The 16,336-nt window shown below is 49.1% G+C and carries 12 protein-coding genes, 1 pseudogene and 1 riboswitch; of the genes and pseudogenes, 1 reads left to right on the top strand and 12 read right to left on the bottom strand.

Annotated features, from left to right (window positions below):
• Window positions 1-6 precede the first annotated feature (6 nt).
• From potA to metK, 10 genes and pseudogenes are all read right to left on the bottom strand, one after another.
• Window positions 7-1,574, bottom strand: a pseudogene (gene potA / locus HOLDEFILI_RS05900) (spermidine/putrescine ABC transporter ATP-binding protein).
• 25 nt (window positions 1,575-1,599) lie between these two features.
• Window positions 1,600-2,139: a helix-turn-helix domain-containing protein gene (locus HOLDEFILI_RS05895; RefSeq protein WP_006058613.1), complete on the bottom strand. Its 540-nt coding sequence runs from the start codon at window positions 2,137-2,139 to the stop codon at window positions 1,600-1,602.
• Window positions 2,140-2,666: 527 nt separating this feature from the next.
• Complete coding sequence (trxA, locus tag HOLDEFILI_RS05890) at window positions 2,667-2,987, bottom strand: thioredoxin (RefSeq protein ID WP_006058611.1); 321 nt, start codon at window positions 2,985-2,987, stop codon at window positions 2,667-2,669.
• 162 nt (window positions 2,988-3,149) lie between these two features.
• Window positions 3,150-3,878 (bottom strand): glucosamine-6-phosphate deaminase, encoded by a 729-nt coding sequence (nagB, locus tag HOLDEFILI_RS05885; protein WP_006058610.1) that lies wholly within the window; start codon window positions 3,876-3,878, stop codon window positions 3,150-3,152.
• A gap of 86 nt (window positions 3,879-3,964) precedes the next feature.
• On the bottom strand, window positions 3,965-4,807 hold the full coding sequence (locus HOLDEFILI_RS05880; RefSeq protein WP_006058609.1) for an aldose 1-epimerase family protein: 843 nt from the start codon (window positions 4,805-4,807) through the stop codon (window positions 3,965-3,967).
• Window positions 4,794-5,600, bottom strand: coding sequence for a Cof-type HAD-IIB family hydrolase (locus tag HOLDEFILI_RS05875; RefSeq protein ID WP_006058608.1), 807 nt, complete (start codon window positions 5,598-5,600; stop codon window positions 4,794-4,796). The genes HOLDEFILI_RS05880 and HOLDEFILI_RS05875 overlap by 14 nt, the downstream gene beginning before the upstream one ends.
• On the bottom strand, window positions 5,593-6,729 hold the full coding sequence (gene nagA, locus HOLDEFILI_RS05870; protein ID WP_006058607.1) for an N-acetylglucosamine-6-phosphate deacetylase: 1,137 nt from the start codon (window positions 6,727-6,729) through the stop codon (window positions 5,593-5,595). The genes HOLDEFILI_RS05875 and nagA (HOLDEFILI_RS05870) overlap by 8 nt, the downstream gene beginning before the upstream one ends.
• Window positions 6,730-6,963: 234 nt before the next feature.
• Complete coding sequence (gene nagA, locus HOLDEFILI_RS05865) at window positions 6,964-8,100, bottom strand: N-acetylglucosamine-6-phosphate deacetylase (protein ID WP_006058605.1); 1,137 nt, start codon at window positions 8,098-8,100, stop codon at window positions 6,964-6,966.
• Window positions 8,101-8,551: 451 nt separating this feature from the next.
• Complete coding sequence (locus tag HOLDEFILI_RS05855) at window positions 8,552-10,570, bottom strand: YgiQ family radical SAM protein (protein ID WP_006058603.1); 2,019 nt, start codon at window positions 10,568-10,570, stop codon at window positions 8,552-8,554.
• A gap of 268 nt (window positions 10,571-10,838) precedes the next feature.
• Entirely contained in the window at window positions 10,839-11,939 is a 1,101-nt protein-coding gene (gene metK / locus HOLDEFILI_RS05850; RefSeq protein ID WP_006058602.1) for a methionine adenosyltransferase, read from the bottom strand.
• Window positions 11,940-12,028: 89 nt separating this feature from the next.
• A riboswitch (SAM riboswitch) is annotated at window positions 12,029-12,117 on the bottom strand.
• Window positions 12,118-12,330: 213 nt separating this feature from the next.
• Between metK and HOLDEFILI_RS05845 the strand changes: the two genes are divergently transcribed.
• Window positions 12,331-13,164: a Cof-type HAD-IIB family hydrolase gene (locus tag HOLDEFILI_RS05845; protein WP_006058600.1), complete on the top strand. Its 834-nt coding sequence runs from the start codon at window positions 12,331-12,333 to the stop codon at window positions 13,162-13,164.
• Between the two features lie 305 nt (window positions 13,165-13,469).
• Here the strand turns inward: HOLDEFILI_RS05845 and recQ are convergent, their stop codons facing one another.
• Together recQ and HOLDEFILI_RS05830 are read right to left on the bottom strand one after the other, a co-directional pair.
• Window positions 13,470-15,332, bottom strand: a complete 1,863-nt coding sequence (recQ, locus tag HOLDEFILI_RS05840) for a DNA helicase RecQ (protein ID WP_006058598.1) — start codon at window positions 15,330-15,332, stop codon at window positions 13,470-13,472.
• A gap of 651 nt (window positions 15,333-15,983) precedes the next feature.
• On the bottom strand, window positions 15,984-16,336 hold a 353-nt coding region (locus HOLDEFILI_RS05830; RefSeq protein ID WP_006058596.1), incomplete at its 5' end, for an SIMPL domain-containing protein.

The raw sequence follows: 16,336 nt of genomic DNA, 5'->3' as shown, positions 1-16,336 counted from the left end.
AGCGGCTTACACTCCCATCTTGGACATGACGTGAATGTCCTCCGGCGCGAATTTGAGATCGACTTTCTTGCCTTCCTCCTGGAAATCCGTGGTGTGGATCTTGAAGATGCGGCCCTTGGTCGCAAAGGTGATGTCAAAGTCGCCTTCCGCAATCGTTTCCGGATCGAAATCGTATTTCACTTCGCTGATCTCGATCGGACTGTCGTCCTCCAGATCCCAGGCCTCGGCGCTGGCCCACATTTTCAAATCGGTGTTCAGCGCGACGCTCTCTTTGATTTCATCCGGTGTTTTATAGAAGTCAAAAGCGGTAATGCCGATATTATGCTTGTTGTCCTCGACATACTTCGGCTCGACGACGCTGATTTTAATCGTGATCGAAGTGCCTTTGGAGGTGCCGAAGGTCGCCGGATAGGTGCCGGGCTGGGCTTGATATCATATTCGACGGTAGACAGGGAAATAAATTCATCTTCCTCATCCCAGGCCTGCGCGTTGGCGCGGGCGATGACGTCGGCGTCGGTCATCTCCGCGACGTCCTCCAGGTCCATCGTGAAGTCGTTGGCGGAAATTTTTTCGTTAGCTTCTGGATTTACTTTGTCATGATTAGCCAGAACGTGCATCTTGACCGTTTTCGCGGTACCCGACACGGTCTGGACCATGATTTCGTAATGAACCCCCTTGAACAACAGCGATTTAACCTCGCCGTTGAGGATTCCCTGGCCGCGCGGCACGATGTCAATGTCTTCCGGACGGATCACGATATCGACGTTTTCATTCTTTTTAAAGCCGAAATCCACGCAGTCATAGATCTTATCGTCGAACATGACGCGGTAGTCTTCCTTCATGACGCCGTCGATGATATTCGATTCCCCGATAAAGCGGGCGACGTATTCGTTTTCCGGCTCGTTGTAGATTTCTTCCGGGGTGCCGATCTGCTGGATTTCGCCGTCCTTCATAACGACGATCTTATCGGACATTGTCAGGGCTTCTTCCTGATCGTGGGTTACGAAGATAAACGTGATGCCGACTTCCTTCTGAATTTTTTTCAGCTCGTGCTGCATTTCCTTGCGCAGCTTGAGGTCCAGCGCGCCTAACGGTTCGTCTAAAAGCAGAACCTCCGGCTCGTTGACCAACGCGCGGGCTATCGCGACGCGCTGCTGCTGACCGCCGGAAAGCAGGGTGACGTTGCGTTTTTCAAAGCCTTCCAGGCCGACTAAGGAAAGCATCCGCATAACCTTCTGTTCGATGACATCCTTGGACTGCTTCTTGATTTTCAAGCCGAACGCGATGTTTTCATACACGTTCATGTGCGGAAACAGCGCATACTTCTGGAACACGGTGTTGATCTCCCGTTTATAGGGCGGGACCTGGCTGATATCCTGACCGTCGAAAATAATCTTGCCTTCCGTCGGCTCCAGAAATCCGCCTAAAATTCTGAGCAGCGTCGTTTTGCCGCAGCCCGATGGACCGAGCAGCGTGACAAACTCGTTTTCATAGATATCCAGATTGACGCCCTTTAAGACGATCTGGCCGTCAAATTCCTTCACGATATTCTTAAACTGAATTAGTTTTTTCATCCGTAAATCCCCTTTCTCATTGGTTCTAAAAGATCGGCGGCGTGCAGATCCACAGCACGCGGGCCGGCTGGGCCGAATCGTTTTTCAGACAGTGGCTGAACGATCCCTTGACATAAAATGTCTGCCCTTTTTTAACGGTATAGACCTTTCCTGTGTCCAGATTGACCAGTTTGATCCGACCGGACAGCACGTAGCCGAATTCCTCCCCTTCGTGAACAGCGACCTCATGCGACTGGCCCTGCGGCGGCAGTTCCAGCAAAATCGGCTCCATTTCGTTTTTCTGGGCATTGGGCACGATCCAGTGGATCGTACAGTCCTCGCGTTCATCGACGAAGTAGTCGTCGTCGGTAAAGACCAGCTTTTCCTCGGTTTCTTCCTGGAAAAACTTCGCCAGCGTCGTCCCCAGCGCTTCGACGATATCCTGCAGCGTCGCGATTGAAGGCGAGGTCAGATTCCGTTCCAGCTGCGACAGGAAACCCTTGGTTAATTCGCAGCGGCTGGCCAGTTCTTCCAGCGTCAGGTTGTTCTTCGTCCGCAGCTGTTTGATCCGATATCCGATATCCATCCAATCCCTCCTTTTTCGCTTCGATGTTTAGTAACACTAAACTTCTCGGAAGCATTTAATAAACACAGATATTATTATACATACGCGCCTGTAAAATTCAATAGTTTTAAACAAAAAGATTACTGCCGTTAAACTTTTTTTCAGGATTCAGGTCAGCGCGGACCTGAGCTGACTAAGTTCATCAGCGGCGCGAGGTTGGACAGCGGCTGGATTCTGACGGATTGTCTATTCTCAGCGTTCTGCCTTCTAAGAAACTTTGTCCTTCAATTCATTCCGGAATGCGCGTCTGCGTTCTCCTTTGCCAGCGCTCCCCGCCTGGGCCGGATGCTTCCGCCTTCTGCTTTAACTTCATGAACAGCCGTTGCTGATCTTACCCTGCTTTCCAGCCCTTTGCCTGTATCCAGTTTTCCCTGATCTGTCCGCTTCATCCCTGCTCTCGCCGATCGGCCGAGAATAAAAAAACCGGATACATGGAGTACCCGGCCTTGTAAAACGATCTGAAAATTAATTGTACCGCAACAGACGATTTACAGCAAACCGTCGATCATGTTTTCCAACATGTTTTTCGGCTGGAAGCCAACGCTCTGCTTCACAGCTTTTCCGCCCTTGAACGCGATTAACGTCGGGATCGACATGACGCCGTAGCGCTGCGCCAGATCCTGCGACTGATCGACATTCACCTTCACGATGTCCAGCTTGCCTTCATACTTCGCCGCAACTTCTTCCAGCACCGGCGCCAGCATTTTGCACGGCCCGCACCAATCGGCGAAGAAATCCACGAGCACCAGCCCGTCCTTCGCTGTTATTTCATCAAATTCCTGCGTATTTACAATTTTCATATTCTTCATCCTCCTGTTCAGTAATCTAAGTATATCACAGTTTTTTCCTTTGCATACCGAAATGCTCACGGCTGAGGGTGGGGAGATCGCCTGTCAAAGTTCTTATTTGTGGCAAAAAACAAAACAGCCCGAAGGCTGTTTTAAGATTAGGCTATATCCGCTCGGAACGACTTAGAGCTTGCTTGCCGCGCCGCGGTCGACGATGACCGTAACATCCGGATGGTTCTGCAGGACGCTGGCCGGGCATTCTTCCGTAACCGGACCCTTGATCATGGCATAGACGGCATCCGCCTTGTTTTTGCCATTGGCAACCAACAGGATTTTCTTGGCTTTCATGATCGTCGCGATGCCCATGGTGATCGCTTCGGTCGGAACTTCCTCGCCTAACGGATCGAAGAAACGCGCGTTGTCCTGACGTGTCTTTTCCTTCAGAACGACGGTGTGCGTCAGCGTATCAAACGATGTACCTGGTTCATTGAAACCGATGTGGCCGTTAGCGCCGATGCCTAACAGCTGGATGTCGACTTCAAAGTTCTTCATCGCTTCTTCATACTTTTCGCATTCCGCCTGAATGTTGTCGCTGTCGCCGACTGGAACGTGAACATTCGCATCAGGAATGTCTAAGCCGTTGAACAGGTTTTCATGCATGAAGGTCCAGTAAGTCTGGCTGTGATCGCGCTTCAGGCCGATGTATTCATCCAGGTTGAAGGTGACGACATTCTTATAGGACGTCCCGTTTTCCTTGTGATCCTTGATCATATTCTGGTACAGACCGATCGGGCTGGAGCCTGTCGCCAGACCCAGAACCGGATTGGACTTGGATGTGATGACTTCCTTCATGACTTCAAAAGCTTTTTCGCTCAGTTCGTCATAGTTTTCCGTCACAATAATTTTGAACATTTGAAATTCCTCCCTTTTTCATCTATAACAATAGCACGAAACCGATGTAAACTCAACGTCTCGAGCCGTTGTTGCCAAAATTAAAATTACGCGATTTCGATTGTGTACGAAGTCGTGAAGCTGCCGTTTTCCTTCAGCTGGATCGTGCCCTCGCGTTCTTCAAACGGAACGTGAACTTCCTCGAAATCACCATGCCCGTGCCAAGGTTCAATGCACAGGTAAGGCGCGTTCTGCTTGGTCCAGAAGGCCAGCCAGCGATAACCGGCAACGCTGACTTTAACGCTGTTTTTACCGTTGGTCAGCGTGACATACGGTGAGCGTAGATGCTCGAACAGAAGCGTCGGGATGTTGTTGAACGTCGCATAGTCCAGGGCGATTTCCCGTTCCTCATTTAAGCTCAGCGACGCGTTGGAACTGGAGGTCGTCTGCGTTTCCGGGCAGGCGAAAACGAGTTTATAATCTTCGAAGCGCTCGCCTGAAGCCATCGGACAGTTAAACGCCGGATGCAGGCCGAAGGAGAACGGCATCATCCGCGGTGAATGATTGTCAATCCGGTAGGTGATCGTCAGCTTCCGGCCGGACAGCTGATAGGTCACCGTGAGTTTGAATTCAAACGGATACTGCGCGCGGGTTTCCTCATTATCGCTTAATGATAAAACGATCGTATCTTCACTCACGCTTTCAACGGTGAATTCGCTGTGGCGGGCAAAGCCATGGTTGCCCATCTTGTAGGTCTTCCCGTCAATCTGGTAGTCCTTGGTCCAGGTGCTGCCGACCATGGGGAACAGGATCGGATTGCGGCCGGCCCAGAACTGCGGATCGCCCTGCCACATGTGTTCGATATTCTTTTCTTTGTCATAAAAGCTGGTGATTTCCGCCGCCAGCGTTTTTACTTCCACCACGGCGACTTCATTTTCAATTCTCGGCATGATTTTCCTCCTCGATCAATCCAAAATGCAGACAGGCTTTGTAGACACCGTCGCGGTCGATATCGTCGCTCACATAATCGGCGGCCTGCTTCGCTTCGTCGCATCCATTGCCCATCGCGATCCCCAAACCAGCCCGGCGAATCATTTCCACGTCGTTGTAGCCGTCGCCAAAGGCCACGGTTTGGGATCCGTCAAAGCCCCAATGCGACGCCAGTTCAAGCATTCCGCTGGCCTTGTTCGCATCCGCCGCGGTGACTTCGTTGGCGAAATGCATGACCATGAGATGTGAATTGTGCAATAACGGCCGGATCGCGTCGACCTGCTGGGCATCCCGGGTGTAAAAAATGATGTTGACTAACGGCTGATGCTTCCACAGTGTCTGGCCGGGACGCATCTTATACAGAAAATAGAACAGATCGCTGATTTCCTGGGTGTAGTGCAGGTCATGGCTGTTTTCGCCATGCACGCCGCTGTAGCGCACGACTAAGTTGTTGCGGCGGCAATAATCGATCACCCGTTCGGCATCGCCTTCGTCAATGATTTTCGAAGCGATGATTTTCCCATGGTCCATGATAATCCCGCCCTGAGCGCAGACAACGCCGTCCAGCAGATCCGTCAGCTTCGGCGGCAGATTAACTAATTCCTCCACCGCCCGGCTTGTGCACAGCGCGATCTGACTGCCGTTTTGCTTCAGTTTTTCTAAAGCGGTATAAGCGGAAGCGGGAACGTCGTGAAGGGTATGGGAGAACAGGGTGTGATCGATATCGAAAAAGACGGCGCGCGCTTTACTCATGCAGCATCGCCTCGCCCAGCACCCAGGTTTGGGCTACGCTGTAATCGTTGTTGAGCACGCATAAATCGGCGTCGTAGCCGGCTTCGATCAAGCCTTTGCGGGCAAAGCCCATGCGCTTGGCCGGATTGATCGTCGCAGCGTTGATCGCCGTTGCCAGCGGCAGCTTCATCATTTCGATCAGATTGCCGACCAGCACGTTCATGCGGTTGGAGCTGCCTGCCAGCTTGCCGTTAGGCAGCCGCCCGCAGCCGTCCTCGCCGACCGTCACGTCGCGGCCCTTCATGTGGTAGAAGCCGGGTTTCAGGCCTTTAATCGATACGGAATCAGTGACCAGGATGAGTTTATCCTTGCCCTTGACGCGTCCCAGCACACTGGCGACGGCCGGATGCACATGCACGCCGTCGGCAATCAGCTCGGCGTAAATGTCCTCAAAGAACATCGCGGCCCCGGCGGTTCCCGGTTCGCGGTGATGCAGGCCGAGCATGCCGTTAAACGTATGCGTGAAGCTGTCAGCGCCGTCTTCGATCGCTTTGGCGCATTCGTCGAATTTCGCTCCGGTATGCCCCATCGCCACCTTGACGCCCTGGGAAACACAATAGCGGATCAGCGCGTGATCGTCATCTTTTTCCGGCGCGATGCAGATCATCTTGATCTTGCCTTCAGCCGCCTTCTGATAGCGGTCAAACTGGTCGACGTCGGGTTTCTGAATTAAGTAGGGATTGTGCGCGCCCTTGAATTCATGGGAAATCTGCGGACCTTCGACATGGATGCCCTGGATTTTAGCGCCGCGGTGATCCTCGTCCATGATCTTGCTGATGAGCGCGAAGGATTCCAGCAGATTGCTTTCCGGAGCGGTCGAGGTCGTCGCTAAAAAGCTGGTGACGCCGTCCTGCGGCAGATATTCGATCCAGTTCAGCAGACCTTCGCGGGTTGCGTAGTTGCAATCCAGCCCATTGTAGCCGTGGCAGTGAATATCGATCAGCCCTGGCAGGATTCGCTTGTCGCCGTAATCCACGTCAGCTTTCTGAGCGTCATAGGATTCGATAGCCGTGATCTTTCCGTTGTCAAAAACAAGCTGAGCCGGAACGAATTGTTCGTTCAGCCAGACGCGAGTGCTTTGTATTCTCATCTTAATTCCCTCTTTTCTCTGGGTGTTTCTCTTTGTTTGCCGTTGCCGAATTGAACGGGGATTCCAATGACCGCAAAACCTGGGCGGCGCTTAATCGCGGCCGCCGGTCTGCGGTGTTTGCGGAAAGAACAGGCTGCCGGAAATTCTGTTATCCATTAAGATTCCTTGCGGCAGCTGTGTTTTTCCTTAGTTCTGACGGCCAACTACAAAGAAAAACCTGAAAGGTTCAGGTTTTTACAGCATTTCTTTTCCGAGGCAGTATGTCTGAACCACGTCGTAATCGCGGTTGAGAACAACCAGGTCGGCGTCGTAGCCCGCCATGATCTTGCCCTTGCGGTCATCCATTTTCAAAAGACGAGCCGGGTTCAGGGAAACCATGTTGACGGCCCAGTCAAACGGCAGCAGCGCCTTTTCAACCAGGTTCTGCAGACCGCGGTTAAACTTCAAGGTACCGCCGGCCAGCGTGTCGGTGCCGTGCAGATAAGCGGAACCGTTTTCACGGATATCGATCTGATTGCCGCCCAGCTCATAGTAGCCTGGCTCGCAGCCCTTTGCGCACAGCGCGTCGTCGATCATGACGGCATAATCGCGGCCCTTTGCGGTAACGTAAGCGTTGACCGCTGCCCAGTTGACATGATTGCCGTCGCAGATGATTTCGCCATAGGTGTCGCGGCAACGCATCGCGGCGCCAACCAGGTTCGGCGTGCGGTGATGCAGCCCGTTCATTCCGTTAAAGACATGCGTCATGGAGTTTGCGCCGTTGGCGATGCCCATCAGCGCGTCTTCATAGGTCGCGCCGGAATGACCGATCGAAACGCAGACGCCATGGCTGGAGGCGTAGCGTGTTAAAGCCCAGTCCGGATCCATTTCCGTTGCCAGTGTGATGACTTTGATCATGCCCTTGGCGGCTTCCTGATATTTCTTGAACTGCTCAACATTCGGCGTCACGATGAACTGTTCCGGCTGCGCGCCCTTGTTTTTTGCGTTCAGGTATGGGCCTTCAAAATGAATGCCGAGAATTTCCGCGCCTTCATAGCCTTCGTCAACAACTTCCGTGACATTGATCAACGCTTTGGTTAGCACTTCCTCGCTCTGCGTGACTGTGGTTGGCAGGAAACCGGTGATGCCTTCCTTCGGCAGTCCGGCAGCCCAGGTCCGCAGCCCTTCATGATTGGCGTCGTTCGTATCAAAACCCAGACCTCCGTGGCAATGGATATCGATCATGCCCGGCAGGATCCGGTCCTCGCCGTAGTCCTTATCGACCGGCTTGGTTCCATATGGGTAAATTCCTGTGATCTTCGCGTCTTCGATCTCCAGCTGCGCTTCGATGAACGTACTGGAAACCCAGACCTGCTTACTTTGAATAATCATCTTTTAGTCCTCCCTTGATGTTCTTATTATATCCCCTTTGAAAATTGAATTCAACAATTGCACCCCGCAAAGATGGCTTTTTTATTCATTGATAAGAGTATGTTTTGTGATAATAATTTCATGAATGAAAGCGGTTCGGCTGCGGCCTGGAAACGAATCGGAAAAAGGAAGAAGAACATTAGCGGTTTTGCGCAGCTTCCTTGTCTTGGGCGAGCAGAATCCCTCATGAATAAGGATGAACTCGAGCTATCGCGCTGTACTTTCAGATTCCCCGTATTGACAGCCTTTTGGCTTTGGAGCGGCTTGGGAAGCTTGCGGATAAAGCTTTGGCAGAGATCGCCGGCGTTCAGCACCGGACAAGCCTAACGAAAAACAAAAAACGCCGCAGAAGTCAACCGGCGTTCGTTGAGACAAATAGCGATGGATTACCCGTGAAGCAAAACGGGTGGAATCATCCCTTGCGCTTGTTCGCAGACGAGGATGAACCCTGAGATGATTTTCTCCGTTGATCAAAACGCTTGCCCTGAGCTGCGTGTTTTTTTCCTACAGCGGATTCCTCACGCCCTTTTCCCGACTTTTGCGGGCGGCTTTCTGACTTGGTATTTCCGCTGCCGCTCCCCTTTCGTTTGCCCTCTTCTTTAATGAACCGATCCACCTTCCGGCCAGCCCCTGCCGCAGGCTTTCCCCAGGGAACAGGCGGAATCAGACAATCGCGGCCATAGCCGATCAGATCGGTCCGTCCGGCGCGGGTCAGCGCTTCTTGCACAAGCTTATAATTCCGCGGGGCGTTGAATTGCATCAACGCTCGCTGCAGCTGCTTTTCATGCGGATCCCGGGCGACGTAGACCGGTTTCATCGTCATCGGATCCAGTCCCGTCCAGTACATCGTCGTGGAAATCGTCGCCGGGGTCGGATAGAAATCCTGCACCTGCTGCGGAATGTGATTGATCGACTTGAGATAACAGGCCAGCTCGATCGCGTCGTTCAGATCGCAGCCGGGATGCGAGCTCATCAGATATGGAACGAGGAATTGATTCATTCCATATTCCTTGTTCAGCGCCAGATACTTCTCTCTGAATTTTTCATACAGGGCGTGATTGCATTTGCCCATCGTATCCAGCACCTTGTCGCTGACATGTTCCGGCGCTACCTTCAGCTGACCGGAGATGTGATACTGCACCAGTTCGCGGAAAAAGGTATCGTCTTGATCGTACATCAGATAATCGTACCGCACGCCTGAGCGCACAAACACCTTTTTCACGCCCGGCAATACCCGCAGATCGCGCAGGATGCTGAGATAATCGCGATGAGAAACCTCAAGATTTTTACATGGCTTGGGATGCAGACATTCCTTGCCCGGACAGGTTCCGCGCTTCAGCTGATCCTGACAGGAAGGATGATAGAAATTCGCGGTCGGACCGCCGACGTCATGGATGTAACCTTTGAAATCCGGATCCTGGATTATCTTTTTCGCTTCCTCCAGAATCGACTGCTTGCTTCGTGAAGAAATCACCCGGCCCTGATGATTGGTTAGCGCGCAGAAAGCGCAGCTGCCGAAACAGCCGCGGTTGGAGATGATCGAAAAGCGGACTTCATCAATCGCCGGGATGTGATGATACATCGGATGGAAGGTTCTTTTGTAGGGGAGTGAATAGGTAAAATCCATCTGCTGCTGCGTCAGGGGCAGCGCCGGGGTATTGGCGACGACATACCAGCCTTGATACGGCTCGACCAGCACCGCGGCATTGAGGGCATCGATGTTGAGATGCTGGATGCGGAAGCTCTCGGCATATTTGCGCTTATCCTGCGACACTTCCTCAAAGGCAGGCAGCAGCTTATGTTCAAACAGATGATCGATTGTCTTGCATTTGTAGACGGAGCCTTTAATCCAGATAATATCCTGAATCGGCAGGCCGCCGTCCAGCGCTTCTGCCAGCTCGATGATCGAGTTCTCGCCCATGCCGTACAATACGAGATCAGCACCGGAATCCAAAAGGATTGACCGCCGGACTTGATCATCCCAATAGTCATAATGGGCTAACCGCCGCAGCGATGCCTCAATCCCGCCCAGAATCACCGGCGTCCTGGGATAGAGTTGTTTGATTTTCTGGGAATACACAATCGTCGCGCGGTCCGGACGTTTGCCCATCTCGCCGTTATCCGTGTAATTATCTTTATCCCGGCGGCGTTTGGAAACCGAATAATGATTGACCATTGAGTCAATGTTGCCGGAGGACACCAGGAAACCCAGCCGCGGCTCACCGAATTCCATAAAAGGTTCGTCGCGCGTCCAGTTGGGCTGCGGGATCATGCAGACCTTATAGCCGTAGGCTTCCAGCATGCGCGTGATGATCGCCGGGCCGAAGGACGGATGATCGACGTAGGCGTCGCCGCTGACATAGATGAAATCGGGCTGCGTCCAACCACGTTGTTCCATTTCTTCACGGGTTACAGGTAAAAAATCAGTCATCGTCTTCCTCCTTGGCTGGCTGCCAGCGTTGCTTTTTCTGTTTGTTTAGAGCGGATGGGGTAGCGCAAATCAAAGTGGCGGGAAATCCGGTCGCTTTGAGATGAGGGTTTTCGCCAGCGGGCGCGTTTTCCTGGTTTGCGCTGTGAATAATATAAAATCTTTTATTTGCCTGTTGTCATTCCCATTTTCTTGATTAGTGATGGGATTGTCTTCATTGTACTTGAATTTTGTCGTTTTGTCTTCCTCAGCGGCGAAGAAAAAGCGCCGGTCAGCGCTTTAACTCAATTAATTTTTCCCAGGCGCAATCGCTGCGGCCAAAGTGACCGTAAGCGGAATAGCGGCTGTAGATTGGCTTTTTCAGGTCTAACTGACGAAGGATGCTGGAGACGCGGAAATCGAAATTCTTATGAATAATTTCCAGAATTTCCTCGTCGCTGACCTTGCCGGTCCCAAAGGTTTCGACATAGATCGAAATCGGTTCGCTCTTACCGATGGCGTAAGAGACTTCAATTTCCAACCGATCCGCCAGACCGGCCGCCACCAGGTTCTTGGCGACGAAACGGCTGTAATAGGCCGCGCTGCGGTCAACCTTGCTCGGGTCCTTGGAGCTGAAGCAGCCGCCGCCGATCCGTCCCATGCCGCCGTAGGTATCGACGACGATCTTACGGCCGGTCGTGCCGCTGTCGCCGAACGGCCCGCCAACAACGAAGGATCCGCTTGGATTAACGAGAATCTTCGTGTCCTTATCGATCAGGTTGGCGTCGATTACCGGATTGATGACCTCATTGATGATCTTGGCCCGGATTTCTTCCTGGGTCGCTTCAGCGATATGCTGCGTGGAAACGACGATGGTGTCAAGCCGGACTGGTTTGTTATCATCATATTCCACGGTGACCTGAGTTTTGCCATCAGGTTTCAGAATGGAGTGGGCTTCCTGTTTGCGGACTTGTTCCAGCCGCTCTGCCAGCCGGTGAGCCAGCGCGATCGGCATCGGCATGTAGTTTTCAGTTTCGTTGCAGGCGTAGCCGAACATAATTCCCTGATCGCCCGCGCCCATATCGGCTTCATCATGCATGACCGCTTCATAGATTTCTGCCGACTGCTTCGACACCTTGGTCAAGACTTCAAATTCTTCCGTATAGCCGATTTCGCGGATTTTGTCCTTCGCAATTTTTTCAAACGGCAGATCGGCGCTGGTGTTCGCTTCGCCATAGATAAAAATCAGATTGTCTTTGATCGTCGTTTCCACCGCCATCTTGCTGGCAGGATCCTGACGAAGCGCTTCGTCCAGAATCGCGTCGGAAATGGCGTCGCAGATTTTGTCCGGGTGTCCGCTGGTGACGGATTCGCTGGTAAAAAATTTTTTCATAGATTATCCTCCTTGTCTTTTTTATCAAGGCAGATATGACGCATAAGAAAAGCCTTCAGAAAGAAGGCTTCATGATTCATCGTCCTGCTTTCTTATCGTTGCCAGCATTACCACCTTGCTTCCAAGCAGGTTGGTATGAGTTCGTCGAGCTGACTCTCTCCCTCATTCTTGATAAAAAGACCAGGAATAGTAAACCATACCTGATGATAAAAAGCAAGGATTTCTCTACATAATCCGCAAATTCCAGACATTTCCGGCTTTCTGCCTGAGCTTGATTTGAATTCTGCGAAGCTTGCCCTCCATTTGTTATTTTCAGGCTTGTATTCCTTCTGCGGCTTTGGTATCATAGTTAGAAAATATTCTGAAAGAGGAAAGAGGAGGATTTTTGTTTATGAGTTCAATTCGCCTGATCGCCACCGACCTGGATTTCACATTACTGAACGAACATTTTGTCTTAACCGAGACCACAAAGGAAATTCTCAGCCGGATTTTGGACAGCGGCGTGGAATTTGTGCCATGCAGTTCCCGGCCCTTAGGGGAGATTCCGCAATGGCTGCGGGATCAGAAAAAAATCCGCTGGATCGTTACGGCCAACGGAGGCTTGATCGTGGATAATCAAACGGGCGAAACCTTGGTTTCCAATACGCTGCCTGCGGCCAGAGCCAAAGCGTTATTGACAAAGGCGGAACCGATGAATCCGCATTGGAGTTGTTTGATTGAAGGGCGGCTTCACAGTCATCTGGCGATTCTGGACGACCGAAAGGCGTTGAAGATCGACGGTTCTTATCTGGAAAACATTTTGAAAAACCGGATTTGGGAATCCGGGAAGGATTTCCTGGATGCCCTGCCGGACGCGCAAATCGCGAAGATTCATTTTATTACCAGCCGCGATTATCCGGAAAAGAAGCAGGCGTTGATCAATCTGTTATCGGATGAAGAGGGAATTGAACTGACGTCTTCGCATCCGTCAAACCTGGAGATTCTGCATCCGCAGGCGAATAAAGGCGAAGCCTTGAAATGGGTCATGCAGCAGCTGAACTGCACGCCGGAGGAAACGGCGGCATTTGGTGATAACGCCAACGACCTGCCGATGTTGAACGTCGCCGGACACAGCGTCGCTGTCGCCAACGCGACGGAGGAAGTGCTGGCGATGGCGCGGCATCATGCGTTGTCGCATAAAGAAGACGGGGCAGCGCGGATGATGGAGCAGCTGGTGTTTCAGTAGGGAGTAAAGAAGAAGATTTTTCAAAGTATGCCCATCACGGTTTATCCTTGTCTGTCAGAATACATGAATAGAAATTAAAATCATATATAAGAGGCCGGCTGGCAGAGACAATCTCACTCTGCTTTACCGGCCTTTTTCTTACCCTTTTAGTATAAAACATTTACTTGGCTGATTCTTCTTCAATCATTCAAATTACAATGGCAATAACATCATTACTCGTCAAATTTAATCTTTTATAAGAACTCCTTGCTTTCCATTCATCTCATAATACTTGTTTTTCTTCTTTTAACTCAAATATCGTAATCTTAAGCATCATCTTGAATTGAGGTTTTATCCTCTTGATGCGTTTTTTTAAAGTCCACAATGACCGCTAAGAATCGTTGTCCATATTTTTGTAGTTTATTAACACCGACACCTACGATATCCAACATGGCCTCTTCATCAAGCGGCAATTTAACACACATATCAATCAATGTCTTATCATTAAAAATGATATAAGGTGGTAATCCTTCCTCTCTCGCAATATCTGTCCGAAGTTTACGCAAAGCATCAAATAAAACATAGCCAGTGGAGGTAAGCTTGTCCGTATTTCTTTGTTTGCTCTTTAATTTTCCAGCTTCCTGTGTTTTTTCTTCAGTGACTTTTAAAATCACATGAGCATTCTCATCTTGCAGCATCGTGATATCGCCAAGTTTCAAAACTCCATATTGGTCTTCTGACTGAATCAAATATCCCTGATTAATGAGTTCATAGATGAGCTCTCGGATCTGTGACTCAGAGTATTTCTTTAATGCTCCATAGGTTTTGTAACGATTCGTGCCCACCTCTTTAAGTCTTGCACGATTTGCACCGATTAAGGTTCCCAATACTATCGTTAATCCGTACCGGCCTCTTGTTTCTGCAACGCAATTGATAACCTGTTTCGCTTCTTCAGTCATATCAATTTTTTTATAGTCTTTCATACAATTGCCGCAGTTATCGCAAGGTTTTATTACTTTTTCCCCAAAATAATCTAAAATGGTATTTCGCAAACATCCATTGGTTCTGCAATAATTCTCCATAACTTTAAGACGCCGAGCATCCCGTTGTTTTATAATCTCAATTTCCTCAGAAGAAAGATCTGAAAAATCTTTATTTTCCAGCAGGAACTTGTTGATCATGATATCTTGGGCAGAAAATAATAGGATGCATTGTGAAGTCTCGCCATCCCGGCCTGCACGGCCTGCTTCTTGGTAATAACTTTCCATGCTTTGAGGCATATTATAATGGATTACATACCGGACGTTCGACTTATCAATGCCCATCCCAAAAGCATTCGTTGCCACAATGACCGGAGTTCGATCATAGATAAAATCATCCTGATTTTGCTTTCTTTCTTCTTTGTCTAATCCGGCGTGATAGCGGGTGACAGAAACACCTTGTTTGGAAAGCAACATAAAAAGGTTATCTACGTTTTTGCGAGTCGCGCAATAGATGATTCCGCTTTCTTTTACATGTTTCTCAACATACTCTATGACAAAATGATCTTTATCTTTTCTTTTTTCTACACTATAAAATAAGTTTTTCCGATCAAATCCAGTCACAACCACCTCCGGTTCAATCAGATTTAAAACACAGAGTATATCTGTTTTTACTTCTTGTGTTGCGGTTGCCGTAAATGCACTGACAATCGGACGCTTTGGCAAACTTTTGACAAATTCGATGATTTTCAGATAACTTGGTCTAAAATCTTGACCCCATTGAGAAATACAGTGAGCTTCATCAACGGTAATCATGGAAATATCAGCTTGACGGGCAAAATGAATAAAATCGTGACTTTCTAATCGTTCCGGAGCGACATAGATAATCTTATAGACTCCTTTTTCAGCAAGCAGTAAAGCTTTAGCAATTTGAGTTTCGCTCAGGGATGAATTAATAAAAGCAGCGCGAATTCCAGCCTCATTTAAAGCCTTGACCTGATCCATCATCAGTGATATCAGCGGTGAAATTACCAACGTAATCCCATGCAACATCACAGCAGGAATTTGATAGCAGATTGATTTTCCTGCCCCTGTCGGCATGATTGCCAATGCATCGCGCCCCGCAAGAATTGCATTAATGATCTTCGCCTGACCTTCTCGGAAAGAATCATAGCCAAAGTATTTTTTCAGGTTCTGTCTTGCATCCATCTTCCATCCCTCAAATCTAATTTATTTGACTATGCCAATGATAACACAAATATTTAATAACCTGTCGTGGTATTTTATTTCTTTAAACCTATATAGAATGTTCTGTAATAATCTAATTATTGTAATGTCACTGTCTGAGTTTAATTCATAAGAGATTTACTCTTTCATATAGAATTCGTGAAATCTTATGAAATAGCAACATCCACATCAGTCTAATACAAAATCCTATAAATAAGTTTAGGAAAGAAAAGCTGACAAAGATCTTTTTATTAAGAAGATTGTTCAACGATTGGAAGATGGTAATTACCTGTATTATTGACAGCAGTACGGACATCGTCCAAACCTTGGCTGTAAAAAATTCCACCAGCGCCTGGATCGGATTGACTTTGGCCACACCTATATCAATTTTCTCATTGCGGATACAATCTCCTGGGAGTTAAACGGACGTGACAAGATGTTTACAGGCTCAACCACAGCTGTAGGTAGCTAACTGAACGGCTTTTAGCCATATACATATATAGAGCATAATTCTAGGAGATACAAACACTTTGATCTCAAGCCGGGCTTCATTTTTTTGGCATATTCGCGCAAGTCTTATGGCTGTTCTTTAATACGATAAAACTTTTGTTTATCACCTTCAAAAGAGACGTGTTACATAATTTCCCAGATATAATTTGCAGTATCTTTGATATGAATAGAATCCGGTTCCATCTTCATATACTTTGTTTTGGGGGAAGAATCATACGAATACTGATGCATAAAATCAATATTTGTCTCTGAATAGATGTTAAATTCTTTCCAGTCATAATCAATTGTAAGCAACTGTCCCAATTTCACATCTGAAGCTTCGCATAGTAACTCCGCTTTGTGTTTCGCATTCATCGCTGTTTCACGTAAAAGTGCTTCGTTCAATGCTGCTGTATCCTTTATTGTAAAAGCAATATTTAACTCAGGATATGCCAAACACTTTGCAATTGTAGACAAAACTTGTGCTAATTTGTCCA

The sequence above is a fragment of the Holdemania filiformis DSM 12042 genome (assembly GCF_000157995.1).
In the GTDB taxonomy this organism is placed as follows: domain Bacteria; phylum Bacillota_I; class Bacilli_A; order Erysipelotrichales; family Erysipelotrichaceae; genus Holdemania; species Holdemania filiformis.
The sequence above is the reverse complement of the archived record's forward strand: the minus strand, read 5'-3'. Positions and strand labels throughout refer to the sequence as shown.